Origin of the sequence: Mucilaginibacter antarcticus (assembly GCF_042686155.1) — a bacterium.
Taxonomy (GTDB): Bacteria; Bacteroidota; Bacteroidia; order Sphingobacteriales; family Sphingobacteriaceae; genus Mucilaginibacter; species Mucilaginibacter antarcticus.
This window is the reverse complement of the sequence record NZ_JBHUON010000006.1, coordinates 39,560-58,331: the sequence shown is the minus strand read 5'-3', so window position 1 is coordinate 58,331 and position 18,772 is coordinate 39,560. Positions and strand designations below refer to the sequence as shown.

Below are 18,772 nucleotides of genomic sequence, written 5' to 3'. Positions count from 1 at the left end.
ATGGCCGATCAACAAATAAAACTAACCGAATGCCCCCGCGATGCCATGCAGGGGCTTTCGCATTTTGTGCCAACGGATATTAAGGCCGAATATATTAACCTGCTTTTGCAGGTAGGTTTTGATACGATAGATTTTGGAAGCTTTGTATCCCCCAAAGCCATTCCGCAGTTACGGGATACTGCCGAAGTGTTAAGTAAACTTGACTTGAGCAACACGCAATCAAAATTATTGGCCATAGTAGCCAATTTAAGGGGCGCAGAGGAGGCTTGTCGCCACGAGGCGATAACTTACCTTGGCTACCCCTTTTCTATCTCAGAGGGCTTCCAAATGCGTAATACAAATACAACTATTGCTGATGCGTTTGATACGGTTAAAAAAGTAAAAGCCTTATGTACCGCAAATAATAAAGATTTGTTGGTTTATCTTTCTATGGGTTTTGGCAATCCTTACGGCGATGAATGGAGTATAGAGATCATTGAGCGGTGGACCGAAAAACTGGTAGATGAAGGCATCGGCATCGTTGCCTTGTCTGACACCATCGGCATAGCCACGCCGGATCAGATCAGCTCCATCTATCCCCCGCTCACCAAACGGTTCCCAAAAACAGAATTTGGCTTACACCTGCACAGTACTCCTGAAACCGCCTTGGTAAAGATAGAAGCCGCCTACCAAAGTGGTTGTCGCCGTTTTGACAGCGCATTAAAAGGCTACGGTGGCTGCCCGATGGCCAATGATGACCTTACAGGCAATATCGCCACAGAAAACTTAATAGATTGCCTTAAACCACAAAACGCCTTACACGGGCTTAATTTGGATAGATTGAAGGAAGCGTTGGCATTTGCTGATCGGGTGTTTACTGCTTAATTTTCTTCGTCATCACTGAAAGGCGCAAATAAAACCTACCTACGCTAATCAGTAAGAAGATTTTTGACAGGATTTCAACTGTAAATGGTACCTAAAAATATTGGGTGTCCTAAGTAGAGATTGCTTCGTTCTCCGCAATGATATGATGGTTACTAGTTTACCTCTTTACCATTTTAAAATGCTGTATCCCCGCTTCTTCAAACTGTGGCCCCTCGGCAACGAACCCAAACTTTTGATACAGGCTCATGGCTTGTATTTGAGCATTTAGATAAATGTAATTAGCATCAGCAGGCAAATCTGCCAAAACAGCGCCAACAATTGCCTGCGCCACACCCTGCCCTCTAAATTGTTTTAATACAGCAAAACGTTCCAGCTTGTAGCCGTTATCCGTTTTGCGCCAGCGGGCGGCACCGGCGGGCTGACCATCAACCGTGGCCAAAAAGTGGGTAGATTCTTCTTCGTGCTCCCACTCCAACTCCGGAGGGCAATTTTGTTCGCCTACAAAAACTTCGCGGCGTATGGCAAATACTTTATCAAGGTTTTCCTGATCACTTATTCGGTTTACCACTATCTTTTTTGTTTCGGGCATCGGTGTAATGCTTTTTTGTTTTGTTGTTTGAAAGCTTAAAGTTATGATTTTCTTCGGCAGCATCAATGGAATGTGTGCGGGTTAGGTCGTCCTCCTCCTCTGCCAGATCAGACAATTGCACGTAAAACTTATGCAGCTGGTCAAGTTCAGTTTCAGTAAGATCCTCAATATCAACCATACGATTGCTTGCGCCCTGATGCGATGCCAGTAGTTCGTTTAGTTTTAAATGAATTGCCTTTGAATCTTTATTTTGCGATTTCTGGATCAGGAACACCATTAAAAAGGTAATAATTGTAGTTCCTGTGTTGATGATGAGCTGCCAGGTGTCTGAATAATCGAATATGGGACCGGTTACTCCCCAAATAATGATGACGCTTATAGCAGTGATAAATGCGGTGGAACTGCCCGTGGCGGCCGTAGCCCAATTAGAAAATTTTTCAAAGAAGTTGGTCTTTTTTTTAGCGGCCATATAAATCAATCTTTTAATATCGATTTATAACCAAAAAAAAGCGCCAATGTTTTCACATCGGCGCTTTGTATATTTAAGTTGCGCTTATATTATAATCTATCAGTTGCGTTTATGCAATTCAAATCTTCGAAAGCAACTTTTAAACGCTTAACAAAGTTCTCTTCGCCTTTACGTAACCATACGCGTGGATCATAGTACTTTTTGTTTGGCGAATCGGCACCTTCAGGGTTGCCAATTTGATCTTGCAGATAACCTTCTTTTGATTGGTAGTAATCTTTAATACCTTCCCAGTAAGCCCATTGCATATCAGTATCAATGTTCATTTTGATAGCGCCGTAGCTAATAGCCTCGCGAATTTCTTCCTGGCTTGAACCTGATCCACCGTGGAATACAAAGTTGATAGGTTTTTCTTCAGTAAGGTTAAATTTCTGTTTAACGTACTCTTGAGAGTTATGTAAAATAACCGGCTGTAACTTAACGTTACCCGGTTTGTATACGCCATGTACATTACCAAAAGCAGCAGCAACAGTAAAGCGCGGGCTAACTTTTAATAAGTTTTCGTAGCTGTAAGAAACTTCTTCGGGTTGGGTATATAAACGTGAGCTGTCAACATCGCTGTTATCAACACCGTCTTCTTCGCCACCGGTTACACCCAGCTCAATTTCAAGGGTCATGCCCAATTTGGCCATGCGCGCAAGGTATTTAGCAGATATTTCAATATTTTCTTCTAACGACTCTTCAGAAAGGTCAAGCATGTGCGATGAGAACAAAGGTTTGCCGGTTTCAGCAAAGAATTTCTCGCCGTGCTCTAACAAGCCATCAATCCATGGTAACAATTTTTTGGCAGCGTGGTCTGTGTGTAAAATAACAGCAACACCATAATGCTCGGCCAATAAATGTACGTGCTTAGCACCTGATACTGCACCTAAAATACAAGCTTGCAGTTGCGCGTTGTCTAATGATTTACCAGCATAAAACTGGGCGCCACCATGAGAGAACTGAATAATTACAGGCGAATTAACAGCCTTTGCAGTTTCTAATACAGCGTTGATAGTGTTAGTACCAATAACGTTTACCGCAGGTAAAGCAAATTGGTGCTTTTTAGCTGCTTCAAATAGTTCCTGCACTTGGTCGCCGTGCAAAACTCCTTTATAACTTTTTAAATCCATTGCATTTAGTTTGGGTCCCGAAGGTAAAAAAATTATGCTCGTTACGAAAATAAATGTCTACAAAAGTAATGGGTTTTGTAGAGTCAAGAGAGAAGAGCGAGAATGAACAATCATGATCGAAGATGTTTTGAAGGTTCGTTGATAGCTAAAAGCCGACTAACCTCTTGTTTGTTGCTTTATGATTCTTGTTTCTATAAAATAGAGCAAACATCTACCAAAATAATTCGTTTCTTTGCGTATTGAAAGATTTAGACATAGATATGGCTTGGTTTAAACGTGAGATCAAAGGGATAATTACGACCACTGAGGAAAAGAAAGAAGCACCCGATGGCATCTGGAACAAGTGCCCTCAATGCAAAAAACCACTACACTACACTGAGCAGGTTGAAAATCAATACGTTTGCCACTATTGCGGCTACCACTTACGTATTGGTTCAAAAGAATACTTTTCTGTATTGTTTGACAACAACGAATTTATTGAACTGAACGCTGACCTGACATCGGGCGACCCCCTGCAGTTTACCGACTCAAAAAAATACACTGATCGTATAACCGAAACCCAGTTTAAGACGGGTTTAAAAGATGCTATACGTGCTGGTGTTGGTAAAATAAACGGGCAGGACCTGGTAATTGCCTGTATGGATTTCACCTTTATAGGTGGCTCGATGGGTTCTGTAGTGGGTGAGAAGATAGCCCGATCGATTGATTACGCTATTGAGCATAAAGTACCCTTCCTGATGATTTCAAAGTCAGGTGGTGCGCGTATGATGGAGGCGGCTTTCTCTTTAATGCAGATGGCTAAAACTTCGGCAAAGTTGGCTTTACTGTCGCAGGCTAAAGTGCCTTATATCTCTTTACTAACAGACCCGACTACCGGCGGCGTAACGGCATCATATGCCATGTTGGGCGATATTAACATTGCTGAACCAGGGGCCTTGATAGGCTTTGCCGGTCCGCGGGTTATTAAAGAAACAATTAAAAAGGATCTGCCTAAAGGTTTCCAAACGGCAGAGTTTGTGCAAGAGCACGGTTTCCTTGACTTTATTGTAGATCGCCGCGAAATGAAAGATGAATTATCAGCTTTCTTAAAAATGATGAATAACTAGTATCATATACCAAATAATAAAAAAGGTGGACGCAAAACGTCCACCTTTTTTATTATAGTCTGCCTCCTAAGTTTGGTGGCTGACAGATAAAGCGCCTACATACCTTCAGTACCCGGTTCATGTCCTACCATTCGGCCGGTGGTACGGCCTTGCGGACGGCTGGAAAAGTCGGTGTGACCCGGTCCTTCTTTCGGGAACTCTTTTTGATTTGGTGGGGTAACATCGTTTTGTTCGCTGTACGAACCATCGCTACCGTTATCTTGTTGTTGCTGCTCGCGCTGCGGTGTATAACCTGAACCTTCTTGTTCGGTTTGGCGTCTTTCTGGACTTTCTTCTGGTCGGTTACCGTCTCCGGAATTTTGATTGTTAATGTTCATAGGTTTTATTATTTAGTAGATAATAATAAAGTACCGAAAACCGTGCCAGTATTTTCTTCAAAAGAAAAATAATTAACAAACAATACTTCGTCATTGCGACGAACGAAGCAGTTCACTCATGCTAATCCATGTGTACAACCTGGATACGAGAACTTCCCACGCTTCGCTAATGGCTCCGCCTTTGAATGTACTAAGAGAGATTGCTTCGTTCCTCGAAATGACGCGTTGGTGTGTAAAGAAGATCTACGCGTTTACCATAAACAGCCCACGTACCTTATTTACCACAAAATCAAGCTCTTCTTTAGTATTGTATTTTGAAAACGAGAACCTTACAGACGGCCGGGTGCTGCTGGCACCAATACCCGTAAGCACATGCGACCCAATATCGGTACCCGAGCTACAGGCGCTGCCACCAGATGCCGATATACCTGCAATATCCAAATTAAACAGCAACATATCGGCCATGTCTGTCTCAGGAAATGAAACATTTAGTACAGTGTAAAGGCTCTTATCCTCGCCGGTTTCGCCGTTAAACTCAACACCGGGGATATTTTCTATCAATTGTTCTTTCAGATAATCTTTAAGGCCCTGGATATAAGCGCGGTGTTGCTCCATATCAGCATAGGCCAACTCAAGCGCTTTTGCCATACCAACAATACCGTAAACATTTTCAGTACCACCGCGCATGTTACGCTCCTGTGCGCCCCCGTATATCAGCGGTTTGATTTTTATTTTGTGGCTGATGTGCAAAAAGCCTACCCCTTTTGGGCCATGGTATTTATGTGCCGCCGATACCAGGAAATGCACTTTAAGCTTACCCAGATCATGGGGGAAATGGCCCATGGTTTGGACCGTATCGCAATGAAAAATGGCGTTATAGTGCTCGCAAAGATCGCCTAGACGTTCAATGTCCGTAAGGGTGCCTATTTCATTATTGGCGTGCATTAGCGATACAAATGTGCGCGGGTTGTCTTGCAGTAATTGCTCAAGCTGGTCAAAGTCAATGTTGCCTTTGCTGTCTACATCTAAAAAACTTAGTTTAATGGTGCCGGCCTTCTCCATAGCTTCAAGCGTGTGTACAACGGCGTGATGCTCAATATGGGTAGTAATAGCGTGAGTGATGCCATTATCCACTATTCCGCAACGGATAGCCATATTATCAGCCTCGGTGCCACTGCTGGTAAAAAATATCTCGGCAGGCGACGCATGTAGTAAGTTAGCGATGGTTTTACGCGCCCGCTCTATAAGCGACCTGGCCTCGCGGCCATGCGCATGTATAGACGAAGGATTACCATAAGTGCTTTCCATCGCACTATACATTACTTTCATTACTTCTGCATCCAACGGTGTGGTTGCAGCATTATCAAGATAAATCTTCATCAGTTAACTATTTTAATGAGTGAATTAGTGATTGAGGGCTGATAATGGTTAGCGACTCCCTACCCTCAATCGATTCAATTAATTCAGTTTCAAAATTTCTTTTATGTCTGCAATAATCTTGTTTGCCAAGTTGTTAGCCACAGTTTCAGAATTACCTTCTGAATAGATACGGATTATTGGCTCTGTATTAGACCTGCGAAGATGCACCCACTGCTTGTCAAACTCGATTTTCAAACCATCGATAGTTGAGTGTGGCTGGTCTTTGTATTTCTCTTCCACCTTTAACAATAAAGCGTCAATATCCATCTCGGGTGTAAGCGTTATCTTATTTTTTGAAATAAAATAGTTAGGGTACGATGCACGAAGGTGCGATATAGGCTTACCATATTTAGCCAGATGTGTTAAAAACAAAGCTATACCAACCAGCGCGTCGCGGCCGTAGTGCAGTTCGGGATAGATCACCCCGCCATTACCCTCGCCGCCAATTACTGCGCCTACTTCTTTCATTTTATTTACAACATTAACCTCACCTACTGCAGCCGCGTGGTATTCGCCACCGGCCTCTTCGGTAACATCGCGCAGGGCGCGGGTAGATGACAAGTTTGAAACCGTATTCCCTTTTTTGTTTTTCAAGATATAATCAGCAACCGCAACAAGTGTGTACTCCTCGCCAAAAACATTACCATCTTCATTCACAAAGCACAAGCGATCAACATCCGGGTCTACGGCTATGCCCATGTCTGCTTGTTTGGCGGTAACTTCTTTTGATAGCGCTAACAAATTTTCAGGAAGCGGCTCCGGGTTATGCGGAAACTCGCCATCCGGCTCGCAGAATAGTTTATGTACGGTTTTAACACCTAATTGCGCTAACAATGCCGGTACAAAAATACCGCCTGTTGAGTTTACGCAATCAATAACAACCTTAAAATTTGCAGCTGCAATAGCAGCAACATCAACCAATGGCAAGGCCAATATCTGGTCTATATGTTTTTGCAGATAGCTATCGTCAAAAGTTACTTTACCTAATAAATTAACATCAGCGTACGTAAAATCACTGCTTTCAGCTATTTCTAAAACCTCTTTACCGTCAGTATCGCTAATAAACTCACCATCGGCATTTAATAGCTTAAGGGCATTCCATTGTTTTGGATTATGGCTGGCGGTAAGGATGATACCACCCGCAGCTTTTTCAAGCGGAACAGCAATTTCTACTGTCGGTGTTGTTGACAGGCCAATATCAACCACATCAATACCCAAACCCATGAGGGTGCCGGTAACAATATTATTTACCATGCTGCCGGATATCCGGGCATCGCGACCAACAACAATCTTTTTTATGCCGGACTTTTTAACAGCCCATGCGCCATAGGCCGAAGTGAATTTTACGATATCAAATGGTGTTAAACCATCGCCTGCAGCACCACCAATAGTACCGCGTATGCCTGAGATTGATTTTATTAAAGTCAAAATATTATCTGATAAGTGATGCCGCTAAAATACGGATATTAAGTGAACGATTAATGAAATTGGGTTAATATTGAATAATTGAGATTGATGGCATGCCGGTTGAATATTTATATATTTACGGCAACAAAGCACGCTATGCCAGATTACCTGCTGCAACTTGACCGGCAACTTTTTCACTTCATTAACCACGACTTAGGCAATGCCTTTTTTGACGTGCTGATGCCGGTGCTGCGCAACAGGTTGGTATGGATTCCGCTATATGTTTTCATTTTTGTTTTTTGCCTTTGGCGATATAAAAAGCCGGGGTTAATCATCATAGTGTTGCTTGCTTTGACGTTTGGCCTTGCCGATTTTGGCAGCGCTACCATCATCAAATCAGCTTACAAACGAGTGCGCCCATGCAATGATCCCGCTATGGCGGCAACCATTGTAAGCCGCGTGCCATGCGGAACGGGCTACAGCTTCCCCTCTACTCATGCCAGCGATCATTTTGCTATCGCGGTATTTTTAAGTGCTGTGTTTTACAGGCGTTATAAATGGGTATTACCAACCTTATTAGGTTGGGCTGCAGCTATTTGCTTTGCCCAGGTTTATGTTGGGGTGCACTATCCTGTAGATGTTGCTACCGGAGCGATTTACGGCACACTGGTGGGTTTGTCGTTTTATTGGATCTTTAGAAAGATCGATCCTCATTTTATAAACCAGCATAACCCACGTTAAGTTTGTTAGCGCATATAAATTAGCACTTGCTAATGGTAACTACACTCCTGTAATATCATTTATTTTTTTATTGTACTTTGTCCATTATCTCAATTCTCATTTGATATATCGGTATAGTTCAATTATACGGTAACATTTAAAACATCAAAGAAATGAACGAGTACATGTTAATTTTCAGGCACCAGGACGGCAGCAAAACGGCCTCGCCTGAACAAATGCAACAGTGGATGCAGCAAACCATGGATTGGCTAAACGCCCTTGCTGCCAAAGGCCATTTTGAGGGCAAAGGCAATGGTTTACTATTTGCTGACGCTAAAGTTGTACACCACGACAAAGTGGTAACCAATGGCCCTTTTGGCGAAATTAAAGAAACTCTGGGCGGCTACGTGATAGTGAAAGCTAACTCGGCCGATGAAGCTGCAGAATTTGCAAAAGGCAGCCCTGTTTTACAAGGCGAAGGCAACACCATTGAGGTGCGCCTGCTGGCTAAAGGTGACGGGGTACATTAAACCGACTGTTAGAAGCATACACATGGTGTAGCCTTGTTTAAATATGGATCAGGAAATTATCCCCCATTTATTCAGGACAGAGTACCGGAAGATAGTTTCGGTACTCTGTCGTCATTTTGGGTTTGGGCAAATAGAAATTGCAGAGGACCTGGCCAGTGACACCTTTGTTACCGCCGCACACACCTGGGGAATAAAAGGCCTGCCACCTAACCCTACTGCCTGGCTGTACAACGTTGCAAAAAACAAAGCGAAAAACCATTTGCAACGCAACAGCTTGTTCTATGGCAAAATATCGCCCGAACTGGTAAATGCCACACCACAGTTTTACGAAACGGACATAGACCTATCGCCGCAAAACATAAACGACAGCCAGCTGCAAATGATGTTTGCTATTTGTCACCCTGCTATTGCACCCGAAGCGCAAATAGGGTTATCGCTACGTATACTCTGTGGATTTGGGATAGATGAGATTGCTGATGCTTTTTTATCCAATAAAGAAACGATTAGCAAGCGGCTATACCGTGCAAGGGAAAGACTAAGGGAGGAAAAGATCAACATAGAAATACCAAACGATCGGGAAATTGACCAGCGCCTTGCCCCAGTTTTAACTACCATATATTTATTATTTAACGAGGGATATTATTCTCTAAGCAGTAATAACACGTTACGCAAAGACCTTTGTTTGGAAGCTATGCGATTGTGCACCATGCTTGTTGAAAACCAGCAGACCAACAAGCCCGCAGTAAACGCACTGCTATCGCTAATGTGTTTTCATGCTTCGCGATTTGAGGCGCGGGTAAACAAAAACGGCGAACATATTTTGTATGAGGACCAAGACACTACCCTTTGGGATACGGACCTGATTAGCAAAGGTGTTTACTTTTTAAACTGCGCCGCAACCGGCACAGATTTGTCTAAGTATCATATTGAAGCCACTATTGCCTATTGGCGCACTCAAAAACCGGATAACATGCAAAAATGGCAAACCGTATTAGGGTTGTATGATCAACTTGTGCAATTAGCATATTCGCCCATGGCCGCGTTAAACCGGTTATATGTCTTGGCTAAAGTTAAGGGCAATATTCAGGCTATTGCAGAAGCGGAAAAATTACACCTAACAGGCAACCAGTTCTACTACGTTTTATTGGGCGAGCTTTATACTGGATTGGATAAACAACAGGCCAGGCACAATTTTGAGCAAGCATTATTATTTGCAAAAACAGGCGCAGATAAAACGCTTATTAAGAATAAGATAAGCGGTCTTTGTATTTAAAACCAGGATAACGCGCCAACCGTACGGAAGAATAAGTTACAGGACAAATCGAAATTCCGAAGTCAACTATCCTCTTAACTTATCAAGCAAATCGCTTAACTGACCAGCCTCTTCAAGCGTTAGATTTTTTTGAAGGAGATCTTTAGTCTTAAACTCTCTATCCATTACAGCAAGTACCTCCAGCCCTTTTTCGCTGATGCGGATATCTACCGCACGGCGGTCTTTATTATTAGTACAGCGGGTTATCATATCTTTTTGAACCAGACGATCAACAATGCGCGATGCATCGCTCATTTTATCAATCATGCGTTCTTTTAGCAGGTTAACAGTGGCCGGTTTCGGGTATTGCCCTCTTAAAATACGTAAAATATTAAACTGCTGCTGTGTTAAGTTATGTTTTTCAAAATGGCAGTTCAGGGTGTTTTTTAACCAACCTTCGGTATACGCGATGTTGATGACCACCTTTTGGTAGTTATCCTCAAATTTTGAGCTTTGTATTTCGTCGTCTATCCGCATAAACTAATTTTGATCAAAGATTACAAATATGTTTATTTTTTCTCTGAAATGTCAACATCTGCACCTTTTCCGTAATTCCACGGGCAATGCATGCAGCCGTTCTCGCAGCAATAACCGCGTTTAAGGTGATACCTTTCTGTTAACACATGTAAGCCTTCTTTGTTGATATAATAATCTTCGCCCTCTTTCAATTTTCGTTAGTTAAGCACTTTTACCATTATTTCGCCACCAATATGTGCTTTTAAATAGCTGCCGTTACCATGCAATGTCCATACCTGTTTAGGGTTAACCATTTTTATAGCTTGCAAAATATCGTTCCAATCCACATGGTCTGATATAAATAATGTATCCTCGCGGTTTACCTGCAGGTTTTTCCAGCCAGACGCAAACAGACGCTTCACGCCGGTAGCTTTTATATAACTATTAAAGGTAAATGGCGGAACGATATAAACATATTCCAGCTGCTCTTTCATTAGTTTACGGCCATACATCTGGTGTTTGCCTAAAGCTATACCCAGGCGTTCGTAAATCTGGTTAATAGGCATTATTTTATGATGTATAAGCACTTTTTTCTGCGGAGCGTATTCGTTTATCATCTTTAGCAGACGTTGGCTCTTACCCAGCCCGTAGGCACCTAAAAGGATATTACTTTTTATGCCATTCAGCTTTTTGATCTCTTCTACCGGGTCGGGGTGTATAACATTCGGATCAGCAAAAGTAGTTTCCGTAATCAGCACATCAGCCTTAACCCATTCAATAGGTTCGCAGGTGCTATCTTCCTGTATTTTGTAGTCACCGGTGTATAGATAGCTTGCGCCCTCGTACTCCATTAATATCATTGCCGAACCCAGCATATGGCCCGCAGGGATAAACGTTAGCGTTATATCTTTAATAATAAATGACTTATTGTAGTCAACAATATTAAACACCTGTGCGGCCGATCGGTGGTAACGCAGGTACATAAACTCGCGGGTGGGCCGGGTACAATAAACGTCTTTGTTGCCGCTCACAGCATGGTCTGCATGGGCGTGCGATACTACTGCGGTTTGCACCGGCTGCTGCGGGTCGAGGTAAAAATCTCCGTATTTACAGTAAATGCCGTTAGGGTTTATAACGATAAAATCTTCTAGAATGCTCATTTGTTATACTGTGGTCATCTTGAGCGTAGCGAAGCATCTGCAAACCACGCGTCGCCCTACGGCAGATGCTTCGTTTCTCAAAATAACACTTGGATTGTTAATATTTTATCGTGTAGCCAATTGCAAAAACTTTTGATGCAGGTTTAATACCTGTGGTATCAGCAGCTCAGTTTCATCGTTGGCTATTAGGTAATCAGTTAATTGGCGTTTTTTATCTTCGGTAAACTGTTTTGCCTCCCGGGCTTCTACCTGTTCGCGGGTTATCCCATCTCTCTTAGTTACGCGGGCTATACGCTCCTTAAGGGGCGCGGTAACCAACAGCGAGTAATCGCACATTTTGTATGATGTACTTTCAAACAGCAAGGCCGCTTCCTTAATTACATACGGCGCGTCTTTTATACCTGCCACCCAGGCATCAAAAGCCCTAAAAACTGCAGGATGCGTTAAAGCATTAAGCCTGGCAAGCTGAGCGTCGTCATTAAAAACTATATTCGCTATGTATTTACGGTTTAACGCGCCATCCGGTAGATAAGCCTCATTGCTAAATGCCTCCTTTACACCGGCAATCAAAACCGCATCGGTAACCATAGCGTCTTTCGCCGCTACATCAGCGTAAAAGACAGGTATTCCCAAAAGTTCAAACAACTTGCTTACCATGGTTTTGCCGCTACCTATATTTCCGGTTATCCCTATTTTAAGCATCACTTTTTTATGATGAAATCAACATTCCGTGGTTCAATACTAACCACTTTACAAAATGCAGGTAAACGGGTGACTTTAACAGGCAGACTGGTGTAGTTATAGGCGCGCCAAAGGTGTAAATCAGCCTGTGCTTCAAAAAGCGGCACATCAACATCAGCAAAACTACTTAACGACGTGGTAAACGTTACTTTAACCCGCTGCGGGAAAATTTTGACATTATAAAAATCAAGATTGCCCACCAGCTTTACAGGCAGCAAGACCGTTTTTTCGGTAAACTCTTCAACAGGAACCTTGACTTCTACTACCTTCGGATATATGGCGACATTTCCCTCTGTAGATGATACCAGATTTATCCTGGCGCTAATCTTCTCGCTCACATCCGTCATCACCAGCGAATCTGTGCGCCAGGCTGTTATTTTATTAATGCGATTAGTAGGGCCGGTAATGGTAATGTAAGCCGGCTTAAGAACGATGTTGCCCGATTGACCAAACTGCTGCTGATATTGTATAGACTTAACCAACTGCACCGGAACCCTGCGCACACTGCGATGCATAAAATCAAAATAAAGCGTATCGGGGCTAAAAGCAATGATTTTATTATCAGCCGCCCGGTTAGCATTGATGGTGGGCAGCTGTGAGCTTAACACAACGTGCGAATCATATTCTAACCGTTTCAGATCAATACGCAACGTCCTGTTATCACGCTTAAGTTTGGAAGATATGATTTGCCAACCTGTCGCTTTTTGAGTAATGCTAACGGTATCGGACTGCAGAGCATGAAAAGCCCTGCGCTGCGGCGCGTTACGATAAGTAAGCACAGCCTTAACATTATAATTGTAGGTATTAGACAACTTTACCATTATCCAGGCAGCAATAGCCAACAACAGGCAGGTAATAAATACCGATGCCCGCCTGCGCTCTGTTGCTGATAGTTTGATTATTGCCATTTTGAGCTAAAAAGCTAAAAGCGGAAAGTTTGAAGCATTAGCTCCACTTTCCGCTTGTTATTATATCTTTTGGCTGTAAGCCCTGCGTTAAACTTACTTAGTTGATACCGGCGCAGACAAAGCTTTCGACTCATCTAAAGCTACTGCCGACTTGTTGAAACGGATCTTACCACCGCCTTCGGTTTCAATCAATATAGTAGCTTCAGCAACTTCGGCAATTTTACCATGGATACCTGCTGTAGTTACTATCTTATCGCCTTTTTTAAGATCGTTAGCAAAAGTTTTTTGATCTTTTTGCTTTTTCATCTGTGGGCGTATCATAAAAAAATAGAATACGACGATGATAAGCACCAAAGGTAAAAATTGGCTGTAACCACCTAACCCACCCATTTGTAATAAAATTGTAGCTGTCATTTTAAAATTAGTTGTTTGTAATTACTTCGCCAATTACATGCACCATGCCCTCTGCAGGTTGCGCGTTCGACGTTATTTTTATTTGTTTATCCTGCAGGCCAGTTTTACCGGCGCTATTAAAAGTTACAGCGATTGAGGAAGTATCACCCGGCAAAACCGGGGTTTTAGGCCATTCTGGAATAGTACAGCCGCAAGTAGCAGTAGCGTTGCTGATGATTAAGGGAGATTTGCCGGTATTGGTAAATTTAAAACGGTAAGATACAACCTCGCCTGATCTTATTTTACCAAAATCATAGGTCTCCTTGTCAAAACGAATGTCAGAACCATCGGTAGTAAACTTAACGTCTTTCTTTTTCTCGGGTTGATTGCAAGCCATTAAGCCGGCTGCAAGTATCACACTTAAAAACAGTTTTTTCATTGCTGATTATTCTATTAGTCCTCTTCCTACTTTGTTAATCTTTTTCTCGGCCTTCAATTCGGCTAAAATCTTGTCTAAGATACCGTTTATAAACGAATTACTTTTTGGCGTGCTAAACTCTTTTGATATCTCCAGATACTCGTTAATAGTAACCTTTACCGGGATAGAGTTAAAGTTAACAAATTCGGCAATAGCCATTTTCATTAACAAAGTGTCCATCATAGCTATACGCTCAGGCTCCCAATTTTGGGTTTTAGCAGCTATCAATTGCTGATAATCGGCATCGTAACGTACGGCATTATCCAGTAATTTAATAATAAAGGCTTTGTCCTCTTCCCAATTACCTGTAACCTCGGCAAGCTTGTTTTTTACCGGCTCTTCAAACGCAAAGTTCTTAAAAGTTTTAGCTATCAGCGCCTGCAAAACATCTTTATCAACTGGCCAAAAAATAAACTTTTCTTCAAAAACCTGGTCGGCAAGTGATGATTTTAAGATGATTTTTTTGAAAATGAATTTGATAATGTCTTTGTCAGAGTGTATAGTATCATCTGTTTTGGTAATATACTCGGTGTACTCCGGCGAACTCTTTAAATTAGTGAATAATGTTTTTACCAATTCGGGCTCAAAATTCCACTCTACTTTGTACTTTTTTAACCCAACCAAAAACTCCTTATTGTCGCCCAGCGATTTGTAAAAAGTGTTGCTTAAAATTTTTTGGCTGGCATTTAGGTCATCTGCTGTTGGCAAATGTTTGTTTGCGCGGTCAATAGCGTCAAGTTCGGCATACCCCACCACCTCTGATATCAGCGACAGCATCCAGATATACATCTCGTATACCTCGTCAATGCTTGCCAATAAGTTTTTCTCCTGCTGTTTAAGATTACCCGCACCTGTTTGGTGATATGCGTATAATGACTGTAATACTTTTACCCGTAGGTGCCTTCTGTTTAACATAGTTGTAAGAACGATTTAGGAATTAATTCCCGGTTAATGTGTAATTTATTGTGATGTAATCTTTAATAGCTTGATTTTACTTTGTTAATATCTGAAAGGCGTTTTTCAACAATTTTATTTGCTGCTAATATTGTAGGAATACTTTCGACCTTAGAAAGTTTCAAAACATTGCGCGTAGCTTCATAAATATTTTCGGTAAGCTGCAATGAGCGTTTTTTGCTAAAGCCCATCAGTTCCGAATAACAGTTAATAACACCGCCGGCATTAATAACGTAATCGGGTGCAAATAGTATGCCTTTATCTAACAATAACTGGCCATGCACGTCCTCGTCTTCTAATTGGTTATTAGCCGAGCCGGCTATGATACCGCATTTTAGCTTGTTAATGGTTTGTGTATTAATGGTGCCACCTAAGGCGCAAGGCGAATAAATATCAGCATCAATATCAAAAATACTATTGTTTGATACGGCTTCGGCCCCATATTTTTTTGATACCTGGCGCGTACGGTCGTCATTTATGTCGCTGATGTAAACTTTTACATTTTCATCGCGAAGCAATTTAACCAGGTGTTCGCCAACATGACCTATGCCTTGTACAATAACAGATTTTCCGGTAAGGCTATCAGTGCCAAAAGCTTCTTTAACAGATGCTTTAATGCCCATAAAAACCCCCATAGCTGCAATTGGAGCCGGATCGCCGCTACCGCCTATGGTTTCTGGCAAGCCAGCCACGTGGTCGGTCTCCATCTTAATGTATTCCATATCGCGCAGGTTGGTACCTACGTCCTCGCCTGCAATAAATTCGCCGTTGAAGTTTTTAACAAACCGACCGAAATTACGCATCAGCGCTTCCGTTTTGTCTTTGCGGGAGTCGCCAATGATAACCGCGCTGCCACCACCTAAATTAAGGCCAGAAATAGCTGCTTTATAGGTCATGCTACGCGATAAGCGCAAAACATCTTTTAACGCTTCAGACTCTGATTTATAGGCCCACATACGCACCCCGCCCAATGCGGGGCCAAGCACAGTATTGTGTATTGCTATAATAGCTTGCAAGCCCGTATCCGGATCGCTGCAGAATACTACCTTCTTGTGCCCGCAATCGTCGAGCTGGGTAAATATTGAGTCGGTGTTTTTCGCTAAGGGCATCGCTTGTTTTAAGGCGCAACAAAAGTAGGTATTTTTTTATTGCAAAAAAGATTTTTATAGGGAAAAGTAGGAATGTTTGTATAGAACCTGGCTCGCGGAGGCAACCTACCCCGCCATACATTAGTGCCTGGCAACGCCATCCAACCCGCATTTTATCTACTTTTACGTCATGACCATCATTGCGCAAACACCCAAAATAACCATACGCGAATTTTTGCCCGAAGAAATGGAAACTTATCTTGCCCATTTTAATGATGAGCAGTTGCTTTTGTACATCCCCAAACGCAGCCGCCAACAGCGCATCGATATTTTTACTACCGCGTTAAGCAAATACGCAGAATCAAAAACCAACGGTATTTGGGGGATGTTTAATTCTGCTGATGGCGCTTTTATAGGCAGTTGCCTTTTACGCCCTTTTAATGATAATCCTGCTGTTTTAGAGTTGGGCTACAGCATTGAACGCCAGCTTTGGGGGCAGGGTATTGCATCAGAAATGGCTCGCGCAATGGTCGCCCATGCTTTTGCTGATGACAGCATAAATGAAATAATAGCGATGACAAGTTTACCCAACACCGCGTCGCAACGGGTGCTTGAAAAAGCGGGGCTAAAACGGGTAGAAAACCAAACCCGCGACGGCGAAGAGCTGGCGTGTTTTAGATTATCGCGGTAACGCTATTTAACTTACTTTTGCCTCTTCATGAAAGACCTGGCATACCTGAATAAATTTTTCATTAAATACCGCTGGCACCTTATCCCGGGGGTGCTGTTTGTGATTATTTCAAATATGTTTGGTGTATTACCAGCACAGGTTATTCGCCTAGCGTTTGATTTGGTAACAGATAATATTGGCACCTACCAGTTATTTACAGGCTTTAACCGGCAGGGGATGATCTATGAAGTATTTGGGTCAAGCTTGTTGCTTTTTGGGATACTGGTGCTGGCTTTAGCGCTGATACGTGGTTTGTTTTTGTTCTTTATGCGGCAAACTCTCATCCTCATGTCGCGGCATATTGAGTATGATTTAAAAAACGAAATCTACAGCCACTACCAGGATTTGTCCCTGGCTTTTTACCGCCGCCACAATACCGGCGATCTGATGAACCGCGTAACCGAAGACGTGAACCGGGTGCGCATGTACCTTGGCCCGGGCATTATGTATACTATTAATACTGTAGTGCTTTTTATACTGGTTATTTATTTCATGCTAAGGGTAAATGTTACGCTGGCGGTGTACTCCGTTTTACCGTTGCCTTTTTTGGCTCTGCTTATTTATTACGTTAACAACATTATCAACTTCCGCAGCGAAAAAATACAGGAGCGCCTATCTGCCTTGTCAAGTTTTGTGCAGGAGAATTTTTCGGGCATCCGTATCATCCGGTCTTACGTCAGGGAGCCGTCTATCCGCGACAGGTTTGCGCAAGAGAGCGAGGATTACAAAACCCACTCTATGGCACTGGTAAAGGTGCAGGCGGCATTTCACCCTATCATGTTGTTTTTGGTTGGCTTTAGTAACGTTATCACCATATTTATTGGCGGACTTGAGGTAATGAAAGGCACCATCACCCCCGGCAATATTGCTGAATTTTTAGTTTATCTTAATCAGCTTACCTTCCCGGTGATGGCATTGGGTTGGGTTACCTCATTAATACAACGTGCGGCGGCCTCGCAAAAACGCATCAACGAGTTCCTTCATCAAAAGCCGGAGATCGTGTCGCCGAATGTTCCTAAACGTATTATCAACGGCCTGATTGAGTTTAACAACGTGTCGTTTACCTATCCGGACACCGGCATACAAGCGCTTAAAAACGTGTCGTTTACCGCACACCCGGGCCAAATGGTGGCTATTATTGGTCGTACAGGCTCTGGCAAATCAACCATTGCTAATTTGCTGTTGCGGATGTATGATACCACGGGTGGACAGGTATTGATAGATAACGACCCTGTAACCAGCCTTAATATTGAGGGCTACCGGGCACAGATAGGTTTTGTGCCGCAAGAGGTTTTTCTATTTTCGGACACTATAGCGCACAACATTGCCTTTAGCGCCGACGTGCTGGACATGCCACTGGTTGAGCAGGCCGCTAAAGATGCCGCCGTTTACAACAATATAAAGGAACTGGAGAAAGGTTTTGAGACCCTGATAGGCGAGCGTGGCATAACCCTTTCAGGCGGGCAAAAACAGCGGGTGTCCATCGCAAGAGCATTGGCAAAGCAGCCCCAGATATTGGTATTTGATGATTGCCTGTCCGCTGTGGACACACGCACCGAAGAAGAGATTTTACAGAATCTCGGGCGTATTATGCAAGGCAAAACCAATATTATAATTGCGCACCGCATATCTACCATAAAAAACGCGGACAAGATTTTGGTGATGGATAATGGCGAAATTATTGAACAAGGCAACCACAACTACCTAATGCAACACAAGGGTACATACTTTGAGTTATATGAGAAACAGTTGCTGGAAGAAGAAGAAATACCCGGTAATTAGCAGTAATCCGTAACTTTTACATTTAAAATCCTAAAAAAAGCCAATAATATTTGTTTTGATACTTGTGGTTTAAAAAATTATTTATATTTATGCCTAACAAACTAAACTACAACAACACAA

22 protein-coding genes are annotated in these 18,772 nt (G+C 42.6%); 7 read left to right on the top strand and 15 right to left on the bottom strand.

All coding sequences use genetic code 11. The features are described from left to right. Complete coding sequence (locus ACFSYC_RS06955) at nt 1-864, top strand: hydroxymethylglutaryl-CoA lyase (RefSeq protein WP_377124939.1); 864 nt, start codon at nt 1-3, stop codon at nt 862-864. A gap of 157 nt (nt 865-1,021) precedes the next feature. On the opposite strand, the gene ACFSYC_RS06950 is transcribed toward ACFSYC_RS06955, so the two are convergent. The 3 genes from ACFSYC_RS06950 to fbaA all read right to left on the bottom strand — a co-directional run bounded on the left by ACFSYC_RS06950 (nt 1,022) and on the right by fbaA (nt 3,091). After that, the gene (locus tag ACFSYC_RS06950; protein WP_377124937.1) at nt 1,022-1,453 is read right to left on the bottom strand and encodes a GNAT family N-acetyltransferase; all 432 of its coding nucleotides are present in this window, start codon (nt 1,451-1,453) and stop codon (nt 1,022-1,024) included. Beyond that, on the bottom strand, nt 1,413-1,922 hold the full coding sequence (locus ACFSYC_RS06945) for a low affinity iron permease family protein (protein WP_377124935.1): 510 nt from the start codon (nt 1,920-1,922) through the stop codon (nt 1,413-1,415). The genes ACFSYC_RS06950 and ACFSYC_RS06945 overlap by 41 nt, the downstream gene beginning before the upstream one ends. 89 nt (nt 1,923-2,011) lie before the next feature. Continuing rightward, the gene (gene fbaA, locus ACFSYC_RS06940; protein WP_377124933.1) at nt 2,012-3,091 is read right to left on the bottom strand and encodes a class II fructose-bisphosphate aldolase; all 1,080 of its coding nucleotides are present in this window, start codon (nt 3,089-3,091) and stop codon (nt 2,012-2,014) included. Between the two features lie 260 nt (nt 3,092-3,351). On the opposite strand from fbaA, the gene accD reads away from it, so the two are divergent. Continuing rightward, complete coding sequence (accD, locus tag ACFSYC_RS06935) at nt 3,352-4,197, top strand: acetyl-CoA carboxylase, carboxyltransferase subunit beta (protein WP_377124931.1); 846 nt, start codon at nt 3,352-3,354, stop codon at nt 4,195-4,197. Nucleotides 4,198-4,292: 95 nt separating this feature from the next. Here accD and ACFSYC_RS06930 read toward each other — a convergent pair whose 3' ends face one another. The 3 genes from ACFSYC_RS06930 to glmM form a co-directional block, all read right to left on the bottom strand. Next, the gene (locus tag ACFSYC_RS06930) at nt 4,293-4,574 is read right to left on the bottom strand and encodes a hypothetical protein (protein WP_377124929.1); all 282 of its coding nucleotides are present in this window, start codon (nt 4,572-4,574) and stop codon (nt 4,293-4,295) included. Nucleotides 4,575-4,817: 243 nt separating this feature from the next. Next, the gene (locus ACFSYC_RS06925) at nt 4,818-5,954 is read right to left on the bottom strand and encodes a cysteine desulfurase family protein (RefSeq protein WP_377124927.1); all 1,137 of its coding nucleotides are present in this window, start codon (nt 5,952-5,954) and stop codon (nt 4,818-4,820) included. A gap of 78 nt (nt 5,955-6,032) precedes the next feature. After that, a complete protein-coding gene (glmM, locus tag ACFSYC_RS06920) occupies nt 6,033-7,421 on the bottom strand; it encodes a phosphoglucosamine mutase (RefSeq protein WP_377124925.1) in 1,389 nt (462 codons plus the stop codon). Nucleotides 7,422-7,556: 135 nt separating this feature from the next. Here glmM and ACFSYC_RS06915 point away from each other — a divergent pair, with 135 nt between their 5' ends. From ACFSYC_RS06915 to ACFSYC_RS06905, 3 genes are all read left to right on the top strand, one after another. Beyond that, nucleotides 7,557-8,141: a phosphatase PAP2 family protein gene (locus ACFSYC_RS06915; protein WP_377124923.1), complete on the top strand. Its 585-nt coding sequence runs from the start codon at nt 7,557-7,559 to the stop codon at nt 8,139-8,141. Between the two features lie 152 nt (nt 8,142-8,293). Beyond that, nucleotides 8,294-8,650: a YciI family protein gene (locus ACFSYC_RS06910; RefSeq protein WP_377124921.1), complete on the top strand. Its 357-nt coding sequence runs from the start codon at nt 8,294-8,296 to the stop codon at nt 8,648-8,650. 43 nt (nt 8,651-8,693) lie between these two features. Further along, the gene (locus tag ACFSYC_RS06905; protein WP_377124919.1) at nt 8,694-9,923 is read left to right on the top strand and encodes an RNA polymerase sigma factor; all 1,230 of its coding nucleotides are present in this window, start codon (nt 8,694-8,696) and stop codon (nt 9,921-9,923) included. A 66-nt stretch (nt 9,924-9,989) separates the two neighbouring features. Here ACFSYC_RS06905 and ACFSYC_RS06900 read toward each other — a convergent pair whose 3' ends face one another. The 9 genes from ACFSYC_RS06900 to ACFSYC_RS06860 all read right to left on the bottom strand — a co-directional run bounded on the left by ACFSYC_RS06900 (nt 9,990) and on the right by ACFSYC_RS06860 (nt 16,161). Further along, nucleotides 9,990-10,439, bottom strand: coding sequence for a MarR family winged helix-turn-helix transcriptional regulator (locus ACFSYC_RS06900; RefSeq protein WP_377124917.1), 450 nt, complete (start codon nt 10,437-10,439; stop codon nt 9,990-9,992). A 32-nt stretch (nt 10,440-10,471) separates the two neighbouring features. Further along, complete coding sequence (locus ACFSYC_RS06895) at nt 10,472-10,630, bottom strand: DUF5522 domain-containing protein (protein ID WP_377124915.1); 159 nt, start codon at nt 10,628-10,630, stop codon at nt 10,472-10,474. 6 nt (nt 10,631-10,636) lie between these two features. Next, nucleotides 10,637-11,578, bottom strand: coding sequence for an MBL fold metallo-hydrolase (locus tag ACFSYC_RS06890; RefSeq protein WP_377124913.1), 942 nt, complete (start codon nt 11,576-11,578; stop codon nt 10,637-10,639). A gap of 105 nt (nt 11,579-11,683) precedes the next feature. Further along, the gene (coaE, locus tag ACFSYC_RS06885) at nt 11,684-12,280 is read right to left on the bottom strand and encodes a dephospho-CoA kinase (protein ID WP_377124911.1); all 597 of its coding nucleotides are present in this window, start codon (nt 12,278-12,280) and stop codon (nt 11,684-11,686) included. Continuing rightward, nucleotides 12,280-13,227, bottom strand: a complete 948-nt coding sequence (locus tag ACFSYC_RS06880; protein ID WP_377124909.1) for a CdaR family protein — start codon at nt 13,225-13,227, stop codon at nt 12,280-12,282. Before ACFSYC_RS06880 ends, coaE begins: the two co-directional genes overlap by 1 nt. Nucleotides 13,228-13,320: 93 nt before the next feature. Further along, nucleotides 13,321-13,641 carry a preprotein translocase subunit YajC gene (gene yajC / locus ACFSYC_RS06875; protein ID WP_377124907.1) on the bottom strand — a complete coding sequence of 107 codons (321 nt, stop codon included), beginning with the start codon at nt 13,639-13,641 and terminating at the stop codon, nt 13,321-13,323. Between the two features lie 7 nt (nt 13,642-13,648). Beyond that, the gene (locus tag ACFSYC_RS06870; protein ID WP_377124905.1) at nt 13,649-14,059 is read right to left on the bottom strand and encodes a DUF1573 domain-containing protein; all 411 of its coding nucleotides are present in this window, start codon (nt 14,057-14,059) and stop codon (nt 13,649-13,651) included. Nucleotides 14,060-14,065: 6 nt separating this feature from the next. After that, on the bottom strand, nt 14,066-15,013 hold the full coding sequence (gene nusB / locus ACFSYC_RS06865) for a transcription antitermination factor NusB (RefSeq protein ID WP_377124903.1): 948 nt from the start codon (nt 15,011-15,013) through the stop codon (nt 14,066-14,068). A 62-nt stretch (nt 15,014-15,075) separates the two neighbouring features. Further along, nucleotides 15,076-16,161: a Glu/Leu/Phe/Val family dehydrogenase gene (locus tag ACFSYC_RS06860; RefSeq protein ID WP_377124901.1), complete on the bottom strand. Its 1,086-nt coding sequence runs from the start codon at nt 16,159-16,161 to the stop codon at nt 15,076-15,078. A 169-nt stretch (nt 16,162-16,330) separates the two neighbouring features. On the opposite strand from ACFSYC_RS06860, the gene ACFSYC_RS06855 reads away from it, so the two are divergent. Both ACFSYC_RS06855 and ACFSYC_RS06850 read left to right on the top strand, forming a co-directional pair. Then, the gene (locus ACFSYC_RS06855) at nt 16,331-16,831 is read left to right on the top strand and encodes a GNAT family N-acetyltransferase (protein ID WP_377124898.1); all 501 of its coding nucleotides are present in this window, start codon (nt 16,331-16,333) and stop codon (nt 16,829-16,831) included. A 27-nt stretch (nt 16,832-16,858) separates the two neighbouring features. Then, complete coding sequence (locus ACFSYC_RS06850; RefSeq protein ID WP_377124896.1) at nt 16,859-18,652, top strand: ABC transporter ATP-binding protein; 1,794 nt, start codon at nt 16,859-16,861, stop codon at nt 18,650-18,652. Nucleotides 18,653-18,772 lie beyond the last annotated feature (120 nt).